Source organism: Streptomyces sp. AgN23, from assembly GCF_001598115.1.
Lineage (GTDB): Bacteria > Actinomycetota > Actinomycetes > Streptomycetales > Streptomycetaceae > Streptomyces > Streptomyces antimycoticus.
Genome location: NZ_CP007153.1, coordinates 2,550,506 through 2,570,396 on the forward strand (window position 1 = coordinate 2,550,506; position 19,891 = coordinate 2,570,396).

Here is a 19,891-nt window from a genome sequence, read left to right on the forward strand (position 1 = left end):
GGGTCAGGGCTCTGCACGGCCGGACGGGGGGTGGGAGGGCCGGACCGGGGCGGACATAATCTGGGCATGATCACGCAACCGGCCCGAGGAACAGAGGAAGCACCGGAACCGGCGCAACTGATGGTGCGGCGCGCACGGCTGGCCGACCAACCGGACCTGGTGGACATCCTGGTGCGCGACGGGCGGTTCGCCCGGATCGGTGCCTCGTCCGGGCGCGGCACGCCGGCCACCGTCGCCCGGGTCATCGACGCCGACGGGCGGCTGGTGGTGCCGCCGTTCGTCGATGCCCACATGCATCTGGACTCCGCGCTCACCCTGGATCCGGCCGACCCCAACCGCTCGGGCACGCTGCGGGAGGGAATCGCTGTCTGGGCGCGGAGTAAGACCCGGCTGACGGGCCGACAGATCTACGGCAACGCGCGCGAGGTGCTGCGCTGGATGGTGGCCGCCGGCACTCTGCACGTGCGCTGCCACGTGGACGTGAGTCCGGGCGCCCCGGACGCGCTGAGCGCTCTGATCGACCTGCGGGAGGAGGCCCGCAGCGTCTGCGATGTGCAACTGGTGGCCTTTCCGCAGGACGGGCTGCTGCGCGAGCCCGGCCAGCGCGAGGCGCTGCGCGCGGCCATGTCCAAGGGCTGCGACGTGGTCGGCGGCATCCCGCACTACGAGCGCACGCCCCGGGACGCGGAGCGGCACGTCAAGGAACTCTTCGACGTGGCGCAGGAGTTCGACGCCGACATGGATCCGCACTGCGACGAGAGCGACGATCCGGGCTCCCGGCTGGCCGAGGTGGTGGCCCGTGAGACACTCGCCCGCGGCTGGCAGGGCCGGGTCGCGCTCGGGCACTGCACCGCCATGGCCGCCTACGACCCGGGCACCCTGGCGGCGGCGACCGGGCTGCTCGCCCGCGCCGGGATCGCGGTGGTGGCCAATCCGATGGTCAACGCGGTGCTCCAGGGCCGCGGTGACGCGCCGCCGGTGCGCCGCGGCATGGCGCCCGTGGCGCAGCTGCTGGAGGCCGGTGTCACGGTGGCCTTCGGACAGGACTCCGTCCTCGACGCCTGGCTGCCGCTGGGCACCGGGGATATGCTCGCCGTCGCCCAGCTGGGCGCGCTCTTCGGCCACCTCACCGGACACACGCAACTGGCCGGGGTGCTCGACCTGGTGACCGTCTCGGGCGCGCGGGTGCTGCGGCTCGGCGAACGCTACGGGATCGCCGAAGGCCGCCCCGCCGACTTCGTACTGCTGGACGCCTCCGATCCGGTGCAGGCGCTGCGGCTGCTGCCCGCCCGGCTGCACGTGGTGCGGCACGGACGCGAGGTCGCCCGCACCGTCAGCCCGCGCGGCGAGCTGGTGGGGGACTTCGCGCCGGGCACGGTCGACCTCGGCCGTCACGGGTAGTCCTCCGCGGCGACCGCACGGGCGGCCTGGGCCACCGCGCCGCCCGGCCAGGCTCCGTCGAGTTCCCAAGCCGCGTCGAAAACGCGCACCTGGTGCTCCAGACTGCGGCGGTAGAGCCGCTGCAGCATGGCCCGTTCGGCGGCTCCCCCCTCGGCGGCGGCCCGCTCCACCACGTGGGCGTGCGCCGCGCACATCTCGGTGCGGGTGCGCCGGGTGTACATGTCCGCCCAGCGGCGGTAGGCGGGCGGGCCGGGGATCTCCACGCCCGCGAAGCGCTCCCCGATCACCTCGGTGAAGAGCGAACACGGGTAGACACTGGCGGCGATCTGGGCGAAGGTGCCCTCGTATCCCACGCGCACCAGGTGGTTGAGGTAGCCCTCGCGGGCCGGGGAGCAGGTCCACCGGTCGAAGGCGGGTTCGGCGCGGAAGCCGATCTCCTCGACCAGGGAGCGTTTCTCGCCGAGTTCACCGACGGTCGACAGGTCGTCCAGGACGTGGGCGGCGGCCGTGGCCCACGCGTGCCCGACCGGGGCCTTGGCGATGCCCAGGGCGAGGGTGCGGTTGAACTCGGCGACATGCGGACCGTCGTCGAGCTGGAAGAAGACGAAGCGTTCCGGGCTGAGCGTGCCCGCCGCCATCGCCTCGATCCAGGGATGGTGGCGGTAGGCCTCCCAGACGTCGGCGCAGTGCCGACGGCACTCCTGGAGGAAACTCATGTCGGCTCCTTCCATCGTCCGAACCGGAACCCCGCGAGCAATGCCTGCTGCTCCGCGGCGGGTGCGGCCCGCCCGTCCTGTTCGGCGTTGAGCAGACCGACGAGCAGGTCGGCCGAGCCGGGGCCGGCGATGTAGCCCTCGCCGCCGTGTCCGAAGCAGCCGTAGAGGCCGGGTGCCAGGCGGTCGACGACGGGGGCGCGGTCGGGCAGGAACGGCCGCAGGCCGCCGCGCTGGGCGGTGATCCGCAGCCGCTCCACGCCGGGGACCAGCTCATCGGCGCGGCGCAGGATCCGCTCCGCGAGGTCGTCCGGCTCTGCCTCGTCGTGCGGGTACCAGGAGCCGCCGAGAACGAGGCCGCCGTCCGGCGTTTGATGGGCCAGCAGTGCCACTGACCGCGGCACGCCGATCACCGACTCGGCCAGGACGTGGTCGAGGGTGAACGGCGCGGGTTCGGTGACCAGTACCCGCCCACTCACGGAGGTGAGCGGAACGCGCAGCCCGAGGGGGGCGAGCAGGGCCCGCGCGCCGGCCCCGGCGGCGATCACGACGCGGGGTGCCGTGAACCGCTCCCCGTCGGCGCGCACGAACGCCCACCCGGACGCACCGGCCTCCTCCAGCCGGAGGGGTCCCAGACCGAGGCGCAGCGCCGTCCCGGCACCGGCAGCCTCGGCCAGCAGCGCGCCGACGGCCGCCGCCGGCTCGATGCGGCGGCCCTCAAAGAGCAGCAGGCCCGCCGTGACCAGCGGACCGAGAGCGGGTTCCAGCGTGCGCAGCTCCTCCCCGGTGAGCACCTCGGCATCCGGGAAGGTCCGCGCTCTACTGGTGTCGACCGCGCCGGGCGCGGAGAGGACCAGCGTGCCGGGGGGCTCGGCGTCCCAGGGCATCCCGGTGCGTTCCGCAAGTTCCGCGTAGAGGGCCAGACTTCGCTGCCACAACGGCCGCAGTTCCGGCGAGGGCGGCACGAGCTGGCCTTGCGCGCCGAGCGAGGCCCCGGATCCGGCCGTTCCGGAGTCGAGCAGGGTGACGGCGGCCCCCTGGCGTGCGAGCAGCCAGGCCGTGGAGAGGCCGACCACTCCCGCGCCGAGGACCGCGACATCGCAGCCCAGTGAAGTCACCACGGCAGGCTTCCGGCGGTCAGCTCGACCGGATGGCGGCCGTTCCCGATGTCCGCCGCGCCGTGCTCGATGGCGAGCGAGACGGTCGCGTGCGCGGTGCGCGCGGCGCGGGTCAGCGGCATGCCCCGGGCGAGGAAGGCGGTGAGCAGCGCGGAGTGCGCGCAGCCGGCGCCGTGGTCACATCCGGAGGCGCGCCGGGGTCCGGTGATCTCGTGATGCCGTTCACCGTCGAAGAGCCAGTCGCCGGCGCCGCCGGGGAAGGCGTCGGTGATGAGGGCGGCGCGAGCGCCGAGTTCGACGATCGCCTCGGCCAGTTTCGCCGGGTCCTTCTCCTCCTCCAGCCGGGTCAGCCGCCGTGCCTCCGTCATGTTCGGGGTCGCCACCCAGGTCAGCGGCAGCAGTCCCTCGCGTACCGCGGTCACCGCTTCCTCGTCGCCGCCCAGTGCGGAGCCGGCTGCGCTCACCATCACCGGATCGAGGACCACCGGCACCTCGTCCAGCCAGACCAGCCGGTCCACCAGCAGCCAGATCAGTTCAGCGCTCCAGGTGGTGCCGATCTTGACTCCATCCGTGCCGATGTCGTCGAGCACCGCCTTCAGCTGGTGGCCGACCATGCCGGTGCCGATCGACGTCGTGGCGGTCACGCCCAGGGTGTTCTGCGCCGTCACACCGACGATCACGCTGGCGCCGTAGACGCCGGCCCGGGCGAACGCCTTCAGATCGCCCTGGATGCCCGCCCCGCCGCCGGAGTCGGAGGAGCCGATGGTGAGGCAGCGAGCGCGCGGCCCGGCGGGGTTCCCGCTCACGCCGGTACCCCCGTCCACGCCGCGTCCTCCACCGCATCGCACACGGCCTTGGTGTCACCGGTGTGCTCCAGAAGCCGTACGGGGGCGATCCCGGGCAGTCCCCCGACCAGCGCGGCGCACTCGGTGCCCGGTTCCACCAGGACGACCGTCGGGCGGCCGAGTGCGGAGGCCCAGCCGAGCTCCACGTGGGTGCCCGGGGAGGCGGGCTGGCCGGGCAGGGCCACGAACACCGAGCAGCCCAGCATCCACTCCCAGTCGCGCCGGGTGCACTCCTGGTCGCTGACCAGTGCGTCGCCCCAAGCCTCGGTCCGGTGAGCGCTGAAGACCCGCCATCCTCGTTCCTCGAACGCGTCGATCAGGGTGGTGTAGCCGGCCCGGTCGGCCTCCGGGACTCTTCCGGTGACCGGGTCGAGCAGGCCCTTGAAGGGTCCGCCGAGGAAGACGGTGAGGCGTGCGGGTCCCGGTTCAGACTGCGGCATCGGTGGCCTCCAGGGAGGACGGGGCCGCACCCAGCGTGGGGAAGCGGCGGTACATCAGGTGGCGGTAGAGCGGAGGCAGCAGGTCGGCCAGGTCGCCGGCGGGCTCTGCGGCGAGTGCCCGCCGGTGGAGTTCGAAGAGGGTGACGACCTGCGCCCAGTAGAGGGGCATGCCGAGGGCGTCGATCCGGTCGGCATCCAGACGCAGCGCGCCCGTGCGCAGCGCCTCCTCCAGTTCCAGCACCCGGGCGACATGGGGCCGGTTGTCCCCTTCGGGGAGCGCGGGCATGCGGTGGGGCGGCAGGTCACCGCGCGTGCCATCCGCCACCAGGCGGGCAGCCGCTTGCACATCGGGCCGGTACAGGTGCAGTGATCCGGCGACGTGTGTGTACGTGCCCACTGGCACGCGGAGCTGCCGTGCCATCGCCTCCTGGAGGAAGGTGAACGAGAAGACGTCGCTGACCATGCCCCGGTAGGCGTCGTTGGCGCGCATGTAGGCGACTGCGTGCAGCCTGCCCTCGCGCAGCAGGAACTGCAGGGCGAGCGTACAGGCGACATCCGGGTTGGCCGGGACCAGGAGCTCGCGCGGTTCGAAGATCTGGATGATCGCGCGCTTGGTGTCGGGGTCCTTCCGGATCGTCTCCGTGACGGCGGCCCACTGGTCAAGCGCGCCGGGGCCGTGGCGGAAGATCCGCGGCCCGTAGGCGGTGCCGGTCAGGTGCCTGCCGTCGACGGAGTACCGGGTCAGACTCGGCGCGTAGTGGGCCGGGAAGGCGAGGTCGTCGCGCCCGGAGAGGTACCAGAGGGCCTCGGCGAAGTTGAACACCAGATTGGTGCGCCGGACCGGGTGCGTGACCAGGCGGCGCAGCGGGTCGTCCAGGGTGAAGCCGGAACCGATGATCTCCTGGCTGTCGTGGCCGCGAGGGGCGTTACGGAACTGCGGCTCCTCCAGCAGCTCGGCCAGATGGTGCAGGTAGGCGTCCTGGAGCCCCTGGAAGCGGTTCACAGCAGGTCCTCGGGAAAGGAGGAGAACATGTCGCGGTGGTTGCCGGTCGCGACGCGCGCGCAGCCGCACTCCTCGGCGGGGGCGTCGCCGAGGGTGGCCAGTCCTGCCTCGATGATGCGCTCGAAGTGCTCGCGTCCGTCGGCGATCGCCCGCCGGGAGCGGGCGCGGAACACGTCGGGGTCCTGCTCCGCCTCGTTCTTCATGTCGTGGTAGGAGTCGATCGCCACCGCGATGGCGGCGTAATGCCGCCGGCGCAGCCGCGCCAGGGTGAACTCGGGGTCCAGGGTCTGCCCGACCAGCCGGACGCCCAGCTTTTCCATCAGGCTCAGCTCGGCGTCCGTCTCGATGCGGGCAAAGCCGTAGAAGTTGAAGTACACCCCGCTCTCGTGCACGGCCGTCCCGGTCTCGCGCGCCCCGCGGAGCAGCAGCGAGCGCAGCAGGGGGCAGAACGCCGGGACGACGTGCGCGTTGCTGAAACGGTTATCGCGCGGCGGCAGGCTGATGCCGGGACCCGAGAAGCTGATCAGGTCGTGCGGGACGACGAGGTCGCCGCCGCGCACCGCCTTGTCGACGCCGCCGACGACGAAGGTACCGATCTGGTGGTCCACGTCCAACTCGTCGAAGGCACTCTGGTTGGCCTGGTAGGGAATCTCCCAGCTCGGTGTGCGCCGGCCGGGGAAGCGGCCGTAGAGGAAGTGGGTCTCCACCCCGTGCAGGGCACCGCTGAAGATGCGGTCCACCGGGCCGTAAGGAGTGACCACCCGGTTGTGGCGGAACTCCTTCTCCCGGATGAGGTTCTCGGCGCGCAGGACGACTCCGAGCTTCATGCGGTCACCGTCCAGGCGGCCATGGCGGAGGAGACCGGTGCGACGGCGCGGGCGAAGTCCAGGAAGTCGTCCACCCAGCCACTGACCGGGTGGGTGAAGCGGAAGAACCGCAGCGAGCCCACCACGGAGCCGAGGACGTCGGCGGTGAGTGAGGGCGGCGGGGCGCCAAGGGCGTCGATCAGGTCGAAACGCCGTCGGTCGGCGGCATCCTCCAGGTATGCGCGCAGCACGGTGGCTGCCTCCTTGTCGTCCAGTGCGTGATCGCCCGATCGGTGCCGTACGGATCGATCCGGGTCGCTGACCAGCTCGATGAGCACGTGGGCCGGAGCCTGGACCTGTACCGAGCCGCCTATCCGCTCGACCGCTCCGGGGGCCAGGAACCGCTTGCCGGGGCGGTTGGAGGGGTGCGCGCCGGTCGCCTCGGCGAGCCGGGCCGCCGAGAGCACCGGTCGGTGCTCGCCCAGTGACTCCATCCGGATGCCCACCGAGCGCGGCCCGCCGACCATCCGCCAGCCCTCCGGGCCTGCGACGAGCAGGACGTCGTCGTTGGAGATCAGTGCGCCGCCGCTTCGGACCAGGGACAGCGCGGCGGTGGTCTTCCCGGCCATCTTCTCGCCCGTCAGGATGATCCCGGTGCCCGCCAGTTCCACGGCCGCGCCGTGCAGCGGGACGGCGCCCGCCCCGATCGCCACCGCCCGGCTGAGGGTCCGGGCATGCCGGAGGCCGATCACCGGCAGCCACTCGGCCTCGGCGCAGAGCACGGTGATCCGGCGAGCGGCCGTGTCGAAGTCCGTGCGGTGCGCGGGGGTGCCGTCCGGTTCGGCCTCCGCCGTGCCACCGGCGGGTCCCCGGACCAGGTCCAGCTGCCAGTGGCTCTCCGGGGCGGGTGGCGTGCGCAGAGACCGTCCGTCCGGGCCGCAGGAGGGCGGGAAGAAGGGAGCGGCCAGTTCCTCCAGCGCGGCCACCGTACGGGGGTCTCCGGTGACGGTCAGCGTGATACCGGCCGCCGGAACGGCCAGCAGACGGGACGTCGAGCTCTTGGTCGTCATCGCAGGACTTTCAGGATTGTGAGGCCTTCGGCCTCGAAGTCGGGGTCGTCGGTGCGCCGTGCCGCGGTCAGCGTGCTGACCGCGCAGGACAGGCGGGCGAAGTCGAGCAGGACCGGGTCGGGCGGTCCCGGGTCCGTGTCCCGCTCCTGGCGGTAGGCGGCGGTGAACGCCGTGCGGCCGCCCCTGATCGCTGCCAGCTCCCGGTCCCACAGCCTCTGCAGGTCGACTTCGAACGGGCCGAGCGCGGCCCGCTCGAAGTCGAAGACCACCTCGCGGCCCCCGGCCCCGCGGGCGACGTTGCGCAGGGAGAAGTCGCCGTGCAGCAGCACCCGCGGAGCGGTCACCGAACGCCGTCCGGCCTCTCGCACCAGCGTGCTCAGGGCGGGTTCGGCCAGCCGCCCGCGGATCAACCCGTACAGGTCCGGCGCTTCGGCGGCCAGCGCCGACAGCTGCGTTTCGAGATGCGCCTCGCAGGGCGTCTGGTCCTGCAGCGGCGCGGCGCCGGGTGGAGCCGTCTCGTGCACGGCGGCCAGTAGGCGGCCCGCAGCCGCGGCGGAGTCGGCGGTCGGCGGGAGCGGGACGAGGCGTTCCCAGTCGAAGACCGCGTATCCGCCGAGGTCCGGGGCCGTTCCGCTGTCCAGCAGGCGCGTGCTGCACGCCGGACCGAGCGATCGGGCGACCAGCCGTTCGACGACCGCCCGGTCCTGTCGTGCGTAGAGCTTCACGAAGATCTCGCGCCTGCGGGCCGTGCCGCGGAACCAGGCGTTCGCCGACCTCTCCTTGAAGCTGTCGGCTCGCACCTGGACCAGGTGCTCGGCACCGATCCGTGCCGCCATCCGGTCGGCCACCCGCTGCGGCACCAGGTCGACCAGTGCCCCGTCGAGGACGCCGCCCTTCCCGGGCAGCGCGGTCACTTCGGCTTGCCGATCCAGGTGCACAAGTAGTCCATGTGCACCAGGCGTTTGTCGGTCGGCACCGTGGGCTGCTGCGGGAACTCTTGCTTGGGCGCGACGTCCTTGGGGCAGTACGGGTCCCGCACGAACAGCGAGCGCTTGCCCGTCTCGTGCGCATGGTGCAGGTAGGAGCGTCCGGCGCAACCGCCGCGGCAGGACTGCAGCAGCTCGCAGCCTTCGCACCCTTCCAGCAGGTGTGGGTTGGCGTTGCGGCGGCGGAAGGAGGCGAACTGCGGAGAGCGGATGATGTCGTAGAGGTTGTCGACCCGCAGGTCGCCCACCTTGTAGTCGTGCAGGTACACGCAGGGCGAGACCGGGATGCGTCCGTCAGGTGTTATGGAGTGGATGCGGAACGAGGTCCGGCCGCAGGGGCAGCCCTTGGCGTTCTGGTAGTCCGTCACCGCGGCGATCGGCGGCTCGCCGAGGTCGACCGGAGAGCAGTGCTTCATCAGGAAGGAGAAGCCCTCGTAGTACTGCTCAGCAGGCAGGAGCGAGTCCATGTGTTTGGACTCCACGGGCTTGATGGGGTTGATCCGCAGGTGCGCGTCGTACTTGACCGCCAGTTCCAGCAGGCCTTCCAGGTGGGCCTGGGTGAAGTTCCAGTTCATCGCGCACATGATGATCGAGTGGTCGAGGCCGTACTCCTTGGCCAGCTCGAGGGTGCGGATCGCCTGCTTGTAGATCTTCGCGCCGCGGTTGGCGTTGTGCTCGTCCTCGAACGGGGAGTCGAAGCTGATGTCAAGGTCGTTGAGCCGGCGCCAGCTCGCGTTGTGGTCACGCTCCAGGTGCAGGGCCGTGATACCGGAGGTGGTGAGTCCCACGATGATGCCGGCGTCGGTCAGACCGTCGATGATCCTCGGCAGCAGGGTGTTCTTGGGGTTCGGCCCGTTGGTGAAGAGCGGTTCGTTGCCGCCCAGGTTCACCGTCTCGACGTCGTTGGCCGCCAGCTGCTCGACGATGCGGTCGACGATTTCGGGTGTGAAGTCCATGCCTTTTTCGCGGGCGGACATCGAGTAGCAGTGGGTGCAGCGGTAGGGACAGTCGTTGCCGAGCGTCCAGCCGATGTTCTTGATGTCGATCGGGCACTCGTCCGCGTCCTCATGCTCGATCGGGCCCACCGGCCGGGTGAAGTGCTCTTTCGCGTCGATCACCGCAAGCGGGAGCGACTTGCGCTGCCAGGGGAGTTCCACTTTGGCGCTCTGCTCTTCGGACACGTTGACCACGGCCTTTCCGTAAAAGGGAGAACTCTCCAGCGGCGGGAGGAGTAGGGGCAGTCGGAAGGGATCAGCACAGGAAGGGGTTGTCGTCCGCGTCGTAGACGAGTCCGACCTCGCCATACGCCTCCTCCACCTGCGTGTCGAGCTTCCGGTAGTGGGGGGCGGTGCGGGCGATCTCTGCCTCGACCAGGTCGTGGATCTCCTCTTCCAGGTGCGCGGTGGCCGTGGGCCCGGTGGCGACGTCGAGCAGCAGGCGGAAGAGATCCAGGTCCGTCTCGCGCAGTTCGACGGAGAGTCTGTGCATCAGGGCGAGTTCGGCGTCGTCCAAGGCCTTGGGGGCGGAAAGCGGGTCGATGGCCTTGTCGTAGACCGCCGCGTGCTCCTTCTGCCAGCGCTTGAGCGCGCCGTAGACGCACCGCACCCGGGGATCCAGCACGTCGTAGCGGGTGTTGCCGAGCGCGTCCTGGTCAATCTGCAGCCCGCCGCGCCTGGTCAGCGTCCTGGTGAAGCGGGTGCCGGCCGCGGCGTACATCTCGGTGAAGATGCCCTTGGAAATCGTCCACGAATAGTGGCGCATCGCGGCGTAGTTGTCCTCCAGTTCCGCCAGCGTGGTGCGGTCGTCGAAGAGGATGTGCCCGGCCTGGACGTAGATGCCGTGCGCCCGGAAGCGGTCCAGAGCGGCGAAGTTCTGCTCCACAGTGGCGCGTTTGGCCATCCGGCGCAGGGCGGAGGGGGAGAAGTTCTCGATACCGCAGGAGAAGGAGAAGAAACCGGCCCGGGCCAGCTCCCGGACCACGTCCTCCTCGGCGCGGTCGGCACGTATCGAGCCGCGCAGCCGGGGGCTCACTCCGCGGGACTCGAATTCGTCGGCGAGTTCGGCGCACCAGGCGGCGTCCCGCGGCGGTTCGACCAGCGAGTCGTCGATGACCTTGAAATACCGGGCGCCCTGTTCCCACAGCCGCTCGATCTCGTCGGCGACGTCCCGGATGCTGCGCTGGCGCCAGGTCGGTCCGCCGCCGACCCGCTCGAAGGCGATGATGGAGCAGAACGTGCAGGTGGCCTGGCATCCGCGAGCTGTCTGCAGGTGCACAAGGCTGCGCCGCGCGATCGTCAGGTCGAGTGTGTCGCGGTGCGGGTGCGGCAACTGTGCGAAGGGGAGCTTGGGGGCGGGCTCGGCGTTGTGCCGCTGGGTCCCGTCGGTGTCGCGGAAGCTCAGACCCGGAATGCGTTCCAGCGACGGGGTGCCGGTACACACGTGTTGGGCGAGCATCCGCATCGGCAACTCGCCCTCACCGCGCACCACCGCGTCGAATCCGGCCTCCAGGAACTCCGCGGCGTGGAAGGTCGGACCGTAGCCCCCTGCCACCGTCACCGGCCGGACCCCGGCCCGGCGCACCAGCCGCATGGCCTCGATGGCGGGCATCATGTTGCTGCGGTAGCAGGCGAAGCCCACCAGCGCGGGGCGAGCATCGACGATGCGCCGCGCCAGCGCCTCCACGTCGATACCCTGCAGCCAGCCGTCGATGAGCGCGACCTCGTACCCTTCCTGACGCAGGTAGGCGGCGAGGTACCCAAGACCGAGGTTTTCCTCCGCGGTGCGGTGCGTGACCGGCGAGGGCGTGGCCAGCACAATGCGGTCCGGCCCATTCCGTTTGCTCATGGGGTTCAGGATCACCCTCGGCGATCTCTGCCGGGTCGGCGTCGGATCGCCGCCGGACACGCACTCGCGAACTTCACCGCATTCCCCTGGCCCGTGACGCCGACGACCCAGCAAGCTGCACAGAGAGAAGGGAGATGACTAGTGTCCTGCGCCAGTAGTTGATCGTTAGTTACTGCATGACTTCTTCTGCTGCTGGTGCTTCGGTCCCTCGTCGGGGCCCGAAGCTTGAACCGTTGCTGCTCTCCGACGAGGAGAGGGCGGTGTTGCAACGGTGGTCGCGTCGGGCAACGTCGGCTCAGGCGCTGGCCCTGCGGGCGCGGATCGTGCTGGCGTGTGCGGGCCCGGAGGTGCCGCCGATCGTGGTGGTCGCCCGCGAGTTGCGGGTGGCCGCCGACACGGTCCGCAAGTGGCGGCGGCGGTTCCTGGCCGAGCGACTGGACGGCCTGACCGACGAGCCCCGGCCGGGGCGACCGCCCACCATCGGTGTCGAGCAGGTGGAGGCGGTCGTGGTCGCCACGCTGGAGGAGATCCCGAAGAACGCTACGCACTGGTCGCGGAAGTCGATGGCCGAGCACAGCGGTCTGTCCAAGTCCACCGTCGGCCGGATCTGGCGGAAGTTCCAGCTCAAGCCACACCTGACGGACACCTTCAAGCTGTCCACGGACCCGTTCTTCGTGGAGAAGGTCTACGACGTGGTCGGGCTGTACTTCAACCCGCCCGAGGGCGCGGTTGTCCTCTCGGTGGACGAGAAGTCCCAGATCCAGGCACTGGACCGGTCCCAGCCGGTACTGCCGATAATGCCCGGCATGCCCGAGCGGCGCACCCACGACTACGTCCGTAACGGCCTGACCACGCTGTTCGCCGCCTTCGATGTCGCCACCGGCGAGGTCATCAGCTCCCTGCACCGGAGGCACCGGGCGACGGAGTTCAAGAAGTTCCTGGTCAAGATCGACAAGGAGGTGCCCGCGCACCTCCAGATCCACCTCATCTGCGACAACTACGGCACCCACAAGACACCCGCGATCAGGACGTGGCTGTCCAAGCACCCACGCTTCCACATGCACTTCACCCCGACCGGATCCTCCTGGATCAACCAGGTCGAGCGGTGGTTCGGCTTCCTGGCAGACCAGAAGATCCGCCGCGGCGCACACAAGAGCGTCCAGACCCTCGAAGCCGACATCCGCGCCTGGGTCAAGGACTGGAACGCAGACCCCAAGCCGTTCATCTGGACCAAGACCGCCGAGGAGATCCTCGAATCCCTCGCCCAATTCTGCCGACGGATCTCCGGCGCAGGACACTAGTAGAACTCCGTTAGAGGTGGTTTTCATCTATTTTGCGTTGCCGCAACTACCTCACTGGAGTGCTTGCGTCTCTAGGGCGACAGATCGGTGGGGGCGCGTAGCGCTTCAAAACAGCTTCACCGCTGCTGACCTGGGCATTTACCCCGCGGTCGGGCATGATCAGTCATTGTGCTCGTACAGCTGACCTACCTACTCGCCACACGAATCTTCACGTGGCTCGCTCTGCTCTGCCGATCACCGCGGCCAAGAACGCCGAAATACTCATCCTGCGCCACGAGGTCACCGTGCTGCGCCGACAGGTGCCCACCCCAAAGCCCAACTGGCCGGACCGGGCGCTGCTTGCCGCACTCGCCCGGCTCCTGCCCCGCGCCCTCCGCGGCAACCGGCTCGTCTCGCCACGCACTCTGCTCGCCTGGCACCAGCGCCTGCTGAAGAAGAAGTGGACCCGGCCACCTCCGCCAGGCCGCCCACCGATATCCGAAGAAGTCCGCGACCTGGTCATCCGGCTTGGCATCGAGAACCCACGGTGGGGCTTCCGCCGCGTACACGGCGAGCTACGCCGCCTCGGCCACATCATCAGCACAGCCACCGTCCGCCGTATCCTGCGCGCCGCCAGCTCAACTCAGGGCAATGCCGGCAGAAGGCGCGCAGAGAGTGGACGGAATTCCTCAGGGCACAGGCAAACGGCCTCCTGGCCACGGACTTCTTTCACATCGACACCATCGGACTGCAGCGGCTGTACGCCCTGTTCGCCATGGAGGTCCACACTCGCACCGTCCACATCCTCGGTGTCACCGCCGACCCCACCGGCGCTTGGACCACCCAGCAAGCCCGACAGCTGCTCTGGCAGGTCGGCGACCGCATCACGAACTTCACCCACCTCATCCGCGACCGGGACCGGAAGTTCACGGCGGCTTTCGACGCCGTGTTCGCCAGCGAGGGCATAGACGTGGCCAAGATCCCGCCCCGGAGCCCCAACTGCAATCCGCATGCCGAGCGGTTCGTACGCTCCGTCCGCGAGGAGTGCACCAACCGAGTACTGATCTTTGGCAGAGGCCACGCGGAGCAACTCCTTCACGACTACGCCCGTCACTTCAACAGCCATCGGCCCCACCAAGGCCGAAACCAGCTCGCACCCCTCGACGACCCGAACGTCATACCGCTACCGACAACTCAGATCGCACGCAGACAGGCTGTCACAGGCCTCATCAACGAATACCACCGAGCAAGCTGACCACCCAACGAAACCCCAGCTCACGACCGGTGAAGCCGTTCTGAAGCGCTACGGGTCCTGCGCCAGTTGGCCGGACCGGTGCGCTACGAGCCCGCCGACCGGTTCTGGTTCACCGCCCTGTCCGGGCTGATACCCCGGCGCCACTGGCGTGAGGTCTTCCCTGTCGCCCCCGGCACCCTGCTCGCCTGGCATCGCAGGCTCGTCGCCGCGAAGTGGGACTACACCGCGCGCCGTCGCACCGGACGCCCACCCACCTCGGCAGCGATCAAGAAGCTCGTCCTACGGCTGGCCCGGGAGAATCCGAGGTGGGGGCACCGGCGGATCCAGGGGGAGCTGACCCGACTCGGGCATCGGATGGCCGCGTCGACGGTCTGGGAGATCCTGCATACTGCGGGCGTCGATCCGGCGCCGCGCCGCGCAGGCCCCGCCTGGCGCGAGTTCCTGACCGCGCAAGCCGAGGGCATCATCGCGGCAGACTTCTTCCACATCGACACCGCGCTCGGCAAGCGGCTGTACGCGCTGTTGTTTCTCGAACACGGCACACGGCGCCTGCACATCACTGGCGTCACCGCCCGCCCGACACAGGACTGGGCCGTGCAGCAGGCGCGAAATCTCACCTCCGACCTGGGCCCACGTATCGACTCCCTGCGCTTCTTGCTGCGCGACCGCGATGGCAAGTACGGCGAGACATTCGACGCCGTCTTCCAGGCCGAGGACATGGAGATCCTCAAAAGTGCGCCACAAGCTCCCCGCATGAACGCGCACTGCGAACGCATCATCGGCAGCATCCGACGCGAAGCCCTCGACCACGTCCTCATCATGAACGAGGAACACGCCCGCCACGTCCTCGCGGCCTACGAGCGGCACTACAACGAGCACCGCCCTCATCAAGCGCGCAACCAGTTACCACCCGACGCCCCCGAACATCCCGCTGCGGCGCATGACCTCAACACTCACAAAGTCCTGCGTACCCGGATCCTCGGCGGTCTCATCAACGAGTACAGATATACAGCATGACGTGCAGCGATGACTTTTCGAGCGGCACAACGTCGGCTCTTCAGCCCGCTGACATCGATGGCCTACTCGGAGCCGAAATGCACGCGCGTGCCGTCTGGCACCACGCCGTCGTTGTGGCCGTCGCGGCGTGGCCCGCGTGGGCCCAGGTAGTGAATCATCGGCATCAGCTTCGCACTTTGGATTTGTCATGCGCGAGAAAAGGGGATTCTCGTAGCGTGTCCGTGGACGGTCAGCTGGGACGAGGTGGTGCGGAATGGATCCGGTATCGGTGGGGTTACTGGCAGCGTTGGCAGATGGCGCTGGCGGTGAGATCGGCCGTCAGGTGTGGGTGGGGCTGAGCACGCTGGTGCGGCACCCGTTCCGAGGTGGCCAGGACGCCGACGACGACTCGGCGGTGAGCTCGGGCGAGGCGGAGCTGACGGAGTTGGAGCGGGTTCCGGCCGACCCAGTGCGCGCGCAGGCGCTGAGTACCGCGCTTGCGCTGCGGGCTGCGAGGGACGCCGATTTCCGCCTCGGCCTTGAGCGGTGGCACGAACAGACGCTGCTGCTGCGCAGCAGCGAAAGCAAGGTGGACAACACGATCAGCGGCGGCATCTTCCACGGCACGACACTGCAGGGCAGAGACTCCTCCGGGATCTCCTTCACCACCGCGCCCGCGTCTCCACCTCCATCTTCCCCCGACCACGAAACCTCCTCCGCGCAGGGATAAGGCATGCCCGACGCAGTCCCCCAGGGCGAGGGGGAGGCAGGCGCCGCGGTGTCGAATGAGATCAGCGGTGGATTCTTCTTCAACACGGTGATCCAAGGCCGGGACATCCAGGTACACCTGCCACCGGAGATCACCCCCGCGCTGTCCGGCCTTCCCCCCGCCTCGCCCGCTTTCACCGGCCGCGACCGACAGGTCGAGGAGTTGCTGGAACTGCTGGAACCTGGCAAGGAGCCTCTGCAGGCCGTCTTGGTCGCGGCGGTCGCGGGACTTGCCGGCGTCGGCAAGACCGAACTAACCGTGCAGACCGCTGCACGCGCGCTCAAGCGACCAGGCTGGTTCCCCGGCGGTGTCCTATTCGTGGACATGTTCGGATACGACACGGAGCGCCGAGTGTCTCCCGAACGCGCCCTGGACGGCCTGCTGCGCGCGTTGCGTATACCCAGCGAACACATCCCTGCCGAACTGCAGGACCGCTCCCGGTTGTACCGCAGCGTGCTGGCCGCCTTCGCCGAGCAGAACCGCAGAATTCTGGTCATCGTCGACAACGTCTCCACTGCCGAGCAGGCCCGCCCTCTGCTTCCCACTGACGGCGCCACGGGAGCCCTGCTCACCTCCCGACACACCCTGGACCTCGACGCCCGTCTACACGACTTGGACGCCCTCGGCGAGGACGACTCGGTCGAGCTGCTCCGCCAGGTCCTCCTGCAAGCTCGCGGCCCCGCCGACACGCGGGTCGACGAGGCCCCCGAGCACGCCGCCACGATCGCCCGGCTGTGTGGCGGACTCCCCCTCGCGCTGCGCATCGCCGCCGCCCTGCTCGCCGACGCCCCCACCCGCCCCCTGTCATCTATCGTGCGGGCCCTGGAGGCCGCACACGCCCGACTGGACCGATTACGGCGCGAGGACCAAGGGGTACGTGCCGCCTTCGACCTGTCCTACCAGCACCTGAGCAACGATCACACTCGACTATTCCGGCTGCTGCCACTCAACGTCGGCCCAGACCTGTCGACCGACTCCGCCGCGCACCTGGCCGACACCGACCAAGCACGCACCGAGGAACTGCTGCAGGATCTCGCCCGCGCCCATCTGATCGAACACGGACGCACCTGGGGCCGCTGGCGTCTGCACGACCTGGTGCGCCTTTACGCCGCCGAGCTTGGCCACCAGCACGCTCACGCTGACCACCGCGATGCCGCCGAATACCGCCTGCACCGACACTATGTGATGAAATCCAGAGCTGCCCGCTCACGCATAATTGCGAAGGAGCGTTTAACTCCTCTGCACGAGCCAGCTTCTCCGAGCTTCCCTGGCCTCTCTGAGGCCATCAAGTGGTTTGATGAAGAATACTCGAATCTGACCGCTCTGATCACTGCCGCCCCGGCGCGCGGCAGAGCAGTTACGGCCACAGTACTTGCAGGATTTGCGGCCCCTTACCTCAGAAGGGAACTTCACCTTGGGGACCTCCTCGCGATTGCCGAAACGGTAAAGACTCTCTCCCTTAAACGTGCGGATACTCCATCACGACTGGGCATGGCACTGCTCATGGTCAGCTACGAGCTAGATCGAGCGCATTACAAGTTAGATGCAGTCAACTTGCTCATGGATGCCGTTGAGTTCTTCCGCGAGTGCGAAAAGCCTGCCGCCGAAGCCATGGCTATAGCGGAAATCCGTCACCACCTACTCGGCATTTTCCGGTCGGGCGCCCTGTCCAAGACCTGCGCTTTGAGGCTCCTTCGGCTCATCGTCGCGCACACTTATTGCGTGGACCCGGAACATAGGGAACAGGAAAACGTTCGTTCTCGGGCATGCTGGTGTCGCCTGTGCTGGGAGTGGCGGATCATGGAAGCCAACAAGAACATCCAGCGTAAAGGTCATAATGAATTGCTCGTTCATGGACTCCCCGAATCTTTGCCGTAACCCCTACCCCGATCTGTTCGCGCTGGGACTCAAGAACACGTTCGTTTCATAGGTGGTCCCCGTTTCAACACCGGGCGCCAGCAGCATCGCCGCAGGTCGATTTGTTTCACAGGCCGTTTCCTTCCTCTTGGCTGGTGAAACGCACTTCTGAAACGATCCGAGCGTGATCACCGATCCGTACCGGCTCGTCGAGTCGCACGCCTGCCCGATGTCCAACTGCCAGGCCCCGGCGGGCTCGCCCTGCCGCACCACCTCCGGCAAGGTCGCGCTCAAGTACCACACCGCGCGCTTCCAGCTCGTCCCCGCGCTCCGCTCCGAGCTGCACGTCGCCACCCCGGCCGTACGCCATCCCGGCTCCGCCTGGCAGGCCCTGCCGGTGCAGAAGTTCGCGGCGCCTGCCGTGACGATGGAGGTCCGGCTCGCGTACGCCCGCGTCTCCAGCCGGACGCAGGAGGTCCAGTCCCAGGTCGACGCCCTCGAATCCTCCGGCGTACACCGGCTTTTCCAGGAACGGATCAGCACCCGGGTCCGCGAGCGCCCCGAAATGAAGGCGGCCCTGGCGGCGGCCCGCGAGTACCGCTCGCTGGGGGCGAGGGTGACCCTCGTGGTGCACGAGATGAAGCGGCTCGGCCGCGGCGCCCTGGAACTCCTCAAGGTCGCCGAGGAACTGCGCGACGCCGAGATCGAGCTGGAGTTCCTCACCGGCCCCCTGGCCGGGAAGCAAGACCCGTCCGGCCACGGGGCCGCCCCCTGTTCGCCTTCTTCGCCGCCATGGCGGAGTCCGAGCGCGACTACATCCGCGACAAGACCCTCGAAGGCCAGGAGACCGCCCATACGAAGGGCAAGGCTATCGGCGGGGTCAAGGTCTCCGACGAGGACATGCTCGCCACCGCCCTGCGCCTGCGCGACGACGAACGCCTCGCCGCCCTGGGAAGTCTTCTGACCGATACGGAGATACCGATGCGACTCCGCGTTGCCGGAGTCATCGTTCTCCTTTACGCACAGCCGCTGAGTCGCGTCGTCCGGCTCACCCTCGACGACGTCATCCGCGACGGCGACGCCGTGCTGCTACGACTCGGCGAGCCGCCCTCGCCCGTTCCCGCGCCGGTCGCCGCCCTGCTGCTGGAGCACATCACGAACCGCGGCAACATGAACATCGCCACCAACCCGGCGTCCCGCTGGCTCTTCCCCGGCCGCCGGACCGGCCAGCCGCTCGGCCCCAACCACCTGTCCGCGCTCCTGAACAAGGTCGGAATGCCGATCGCCGCCTGAAGGGTGTCTTTATTGCCGTACGGTGGTTGACCTGGGGCTTTGTGCTCGCCCAAGTGTGGGCATGATCAGTGATTGTGAGTCTGCGACTGCTCTACCTGATCTTCTGCCGTCTGCTGGGCTGCTTCCTTTTGCTGGGCCGCTCGACCGCCACGAGCAACGCCGAAATCCTTGCCCTTCGTCATGAGGTCGCCGTGCTTCGCCGGCAGATCGAGCGCCCGCGGCTCTCATGGGCTGATCGTGCCGTCCTCTCCGCTCTCGCGCGGCACCTGCCACCCGTTTTGCGCCGCCATCGACTGGTCACTCCGGGCACCCTGCTGAACTGGCACCGCCGTCTGGTGCGCTGGAAGTGGCGCCAGACGGCGGTCGGCCCCGGTCGGCCACCGTTGCCGGAAGAGACTGCGGCGCTCATCCAGCGCCTGGCGAGGGAGAACCCGACTTGGGGGTACGTCAGGATCCAGGGTGAGCTGCGCCGGCTCGGTCATCGGGTTGCCGCCGCCACGATCCGGCGCGTCCTGCGCCGCTCCGGTCTACCGCCCGCACCGCAGCGCGCCTCCCAGCAGACCTGACGCTCCTTCCTCCGCGCCCAGGTCCACACGCTGCTCGCCTGCGACTTCATGCACGTAGAGACTGTCTTCCTCAAGCGTCTCTACGTCTTCTTCGTCATGGAGATCAAGACCCGGCGCGTCCATGTCCTGGGCGTCACCACACGTCCTACAGGCGTATGGGTTACTCAACTCGCCCGCAACCTGCTCATGGACCTCGAGGAGAGGGCTGGGTGCTTCCGATTCCTCATCCGGGACCGTGACAGCAAGTTCACCGCCGAGTTCGATGCCGTCTTCGCCGGCAACGGCACAGCCGTCATCCCGACCCCGGCGCAGAGCCCACGGTCCAACGCGTTCGCCGAACGATGGATACGCACAGCCCGCGCAGAATGCACCGACCGACTCCTCATCACCGGCGAACGACACCTGCGCACCGTCCTCACCACGTATGCCCAGCACTACAACGCCAGACGACCCCACCGCAGCCTGGACCCACGAGCCCCAGACGACGACCCGAACATCATCCCCCTACACGCTCGCACGGTCAGGCGCCGACAGGTACTCGGTGGACTGCTCAACGAGTACCACAGCACGCTGCCCCGACCGCCTCACCATCGACAGAGAACGCCCAGCTCAGCAGCCTGATCGGAATAATGACACCCTTCAGGGAAGT

18 protein-coding genes and 2 pseudogenes are annotated in these 19,891 nt (G+C 68.9%); 10 read left to right on the forward strand and 10 right to left on the reverse strand.

What is annotated here, in order from left to right; all coding sequences use genetic code 11:
- Positions 1 to 66: 66 nt before the first annotated feature.
- The gene (locus tag AS97_RS11095) at positions 67 to 1,401 is read left to right on the forward strand and encodes an amidohydrolase family protein (protein WP_063805024.1); all 1,335 of its coding nucleotides are present in this window, start codon (positions 67 to 69) and stop codon (positions 1,399 to 1,401) included.
- Here AS97_RS11095 and AS97_RS11100 read toward each other — a convergent pair.
- The 10 genes from AS97_RS11100 to AS97_RS11145 form a co-directional block, all read right to left on the reverse strand.
- On the reverse strand, positions 1,392 to 2,117 hold the full coding sequence (locus tag AS97_RS11100) for a hypothetical protein (protein ID WP_059148735.1): 726 nt from the start codon (positions 2,115 to 2,117) through the stop codon (positions 1,392 to 1,394). The genes AS97_RS11095 and AS97_RS11100 overlap by 10 nt on opposite strands.
- A complete protein-coding gene (locus AS97_RS11105) occupies positions 2,114 to 3,235 on the reverse strand; it encodes an FAD-binding oxidoreductase (protein ID WP_059148736.1) in 1,122 nt (373 codons plus the stop codon). Before AS97_RS11105 ends, AS97_RS11100 begins: the two co-directional genes overlap by 4 nt.
- Complete coding sequence (gene thiD / locus AS97_RS11110; RefSeq protein WP_063805025.1) at positions 3,229 to 4,038, reverse strand: bifunctional hydroxymethylpyrimidine kinase/phosphomethylpyrimidine kinase; 810 nt, start codon at positions 4,036 to 4,038, stop codon at positions 3,229 to 3,231. The genes AS97_RS11105 and thiD overlap by 7 nt, the downstream gene beginning before the upstream one ends.
- Entirely contained in the window at positions 4,035 to 4,517 is a 483-nt protein-coding gene (locus tag AS97_RS11115; protein ID WP_059148738.1) for a nucleoside 2-deoxyribosyltransferase, read from the reverse strand. The genes thiD and AS97_RS11115 overlap by 4 nt, the downstream gene beginning before the upstream one ends.
- Entirely contained in the window at positions 4,504 to 5,520 is a 1,017-nt protein-coding gene (locus tag AS97_RS11120) for a thymidylate synthase (protein ID WP_086706264.1), read from the reverse strand. The genes AS97_RS11115 and AS97_RS11120 overlap by 14 nt, the downstream gene beginning before the upstream one ends.
- Positions 5,517 to 6,347 carry a hypothetical protein gene (locus AS97_RS11125; protein WP_086706266.1) on the reverse strand — a complete coding sequence of 277 codons (831 nt, stop codon included), beginning with the start codon at positions 6,345 to 6,347 and terminating at the stop codon, positions 5,517 to 5,519. The genes AS97_RS11120 and AS97_RS11125 overlap by 4 nt, the downstream gene beginning before the upstream one ends.
- Positions 6,344 to 7,396, reverse strand: a complete 1,053-nt coding sequence (locus AS97_RS11130; RefSeq protein ID WP_059148741.1) for a hypothetical protein — start codon at positions 7,394 to 7,396, stop codon at positions 6,344 to 6,346. The genes AS97_RS11125 and AS97_RS11130 overlap by 4 nt, the downstream gene beginning before the upstream one ends.
- Positions 7,393 to 8,310 carry a phosphotransferase gene (locus AS97_RS11135; protein ID WP_059148742.1) on the reverse strand — a complete coding sequence of 306 codons (918 nt, stop codon included), beginning with the start codon at positions 8,308 to 8,310 and terminating at the stop codon, positions 7,393 to 7,395. Before AS97_RS11135 ends, AS97_RS11130 begins: the two co-directional genes overlap by 4 nt.
- Positions 8,307 to 9,572, reverse strand: coding sequence for a radical SAM protein (locus AS97_RS11140; RefSeq protein WP_236669565.1), 1,266 nt, complete (start codon positions 9,570 to 9,572; stop codon positions 8,307 to 8,309). Before AS97_RS11140 ends, AS97_RS11135 begins: the two co-directional genes overlap by 4 nt.
- 61 nt (positions 9,573 to 9,633) lie before the next feature.
- Positions 9,634 to 11,226 (reverse strand): radical SAM protein, encoded by a 1,593-nt coding sequence (locus AS97_RS11145; protein ID WP_236669566.1) that lies wholly within the window; start codon positions 11,224 to 11,226, stop codon positions 9,634 to 9,636.
- Positions 11,227 to 11,402: 176 nt separating this feature from the next.
- Between AS97_RS11145 and AS97_RS11150 the strand changes: the two genes are divergently transcribed.
- The 9 genes and pseudogenes from AS97_RS11150 to AS97_RS48945 all read left to right on the forward strand — a co-directional run bounded on the left by AS97_RS11150 (position 11,403) and on the right by AS97_RS48945 (position 19,863).
- Complete coding sequence (locus AS97_RS11150) at positions 11,403 to 12,527, forward strand: IS630 family transposase (protein WP_086710425.1); 1,125 nt, start codon at positions 11,403 to 11,405, stop codon at positions 12,525 to 12,527.
- A gap of 155 nt (positions 12,528 to 12,682) precedes the next feature.
- Positions 12,683 to 13,072: pseudogene (locus AS97_RS47250) on the forward strand (hypothetical protein); the annotation flags it as partial.
- Positions 13,073 to 13,281: 209 nt separating this feature from the next.
- On the forward strand, positions 13,282 to 13,761 hold the full coding sequence (locus tag AS97_RS47255) for a transposase (protein WP_247204330.1): 480 nt from the start codon (positions 13,282 to 13,284) through the stop codon (positions 13,759 to 13,761).
- Between the two features lie 57 nt (positions 13,762 to 13,818).
- The gene (locus tag AS97_RS11160; protein WP_210567189.1) at positions 13,819 to 14,778 is read left to right on the forward strand and encodes an integrase core domain-containing protein; all 960 of its coding nucleotides are present in this window, start codon (positions 13,819 to 13,821) and stop codon (positions 14,776 to 14,778) included.
- A 253-nt stretch (positions 14,779 to 15,031) separates the two neighbouring features.
- Positions 15,032 to 15,487: a hypothetical protein gene (locus AS97_RS11165; protein ID WP_210564829.1), complete on the forward strand. Its 456-nt coding sequence runs from the start codon at positions 15,032 to 15,034 to the stop codon at positions 15,485 to 15,487.
- Between the two features lie 3 nt (positions 15,488 to 15,490).
- Positions 15,491 to 17,404 carry an NB-ARC domain-containing protein gene (locus AS97_RS11170; RefSeq protein ID WP_210564830.1) on the forward strand — a complete coding sequence of 638 codons (1,914 nt, stop codon included), beginning with the start codon at positions 15,491 to 15,493 and terminating at the stop codon, positions 17,402 to 17,404.
- A gap of 163 nt (positions 17,405 to 17,567) precedes the next feature.
- The gene (locus AS97_RS11175) at positions 17,568 to 18,347 is read left to right on the forward strand and encodes a recombinase family protein (RefSeq protein WP_247204331.1); all 780 of its coding nucleotides are present in this window, start codon (positions 17,568 to 17,570) and stop codon (positions 18,345 to 18,347) included.
- A gap of 17 nt (positions 18,348 to 18,364) precedes the next feature.
- Entirely contained in the window at positions 18,365 to 18,676 is a 312-nt protein-coding gene (locus AS97_RS11180; protein ID WP_210567460.1) for a hypothetical protein, read from the forward strand.
- A 74-nt stretch (positions 18,677 to 18,750) separates the two neighbouring features.
- Positions 18,751 to 19,863 (forward strand): annotated as a pseudogene (locus tag AS97_RS48945) (integrase core domain-containing protein).
- Positions 19,864 to 19,891 lie beyond the last annotated feature (28 nt).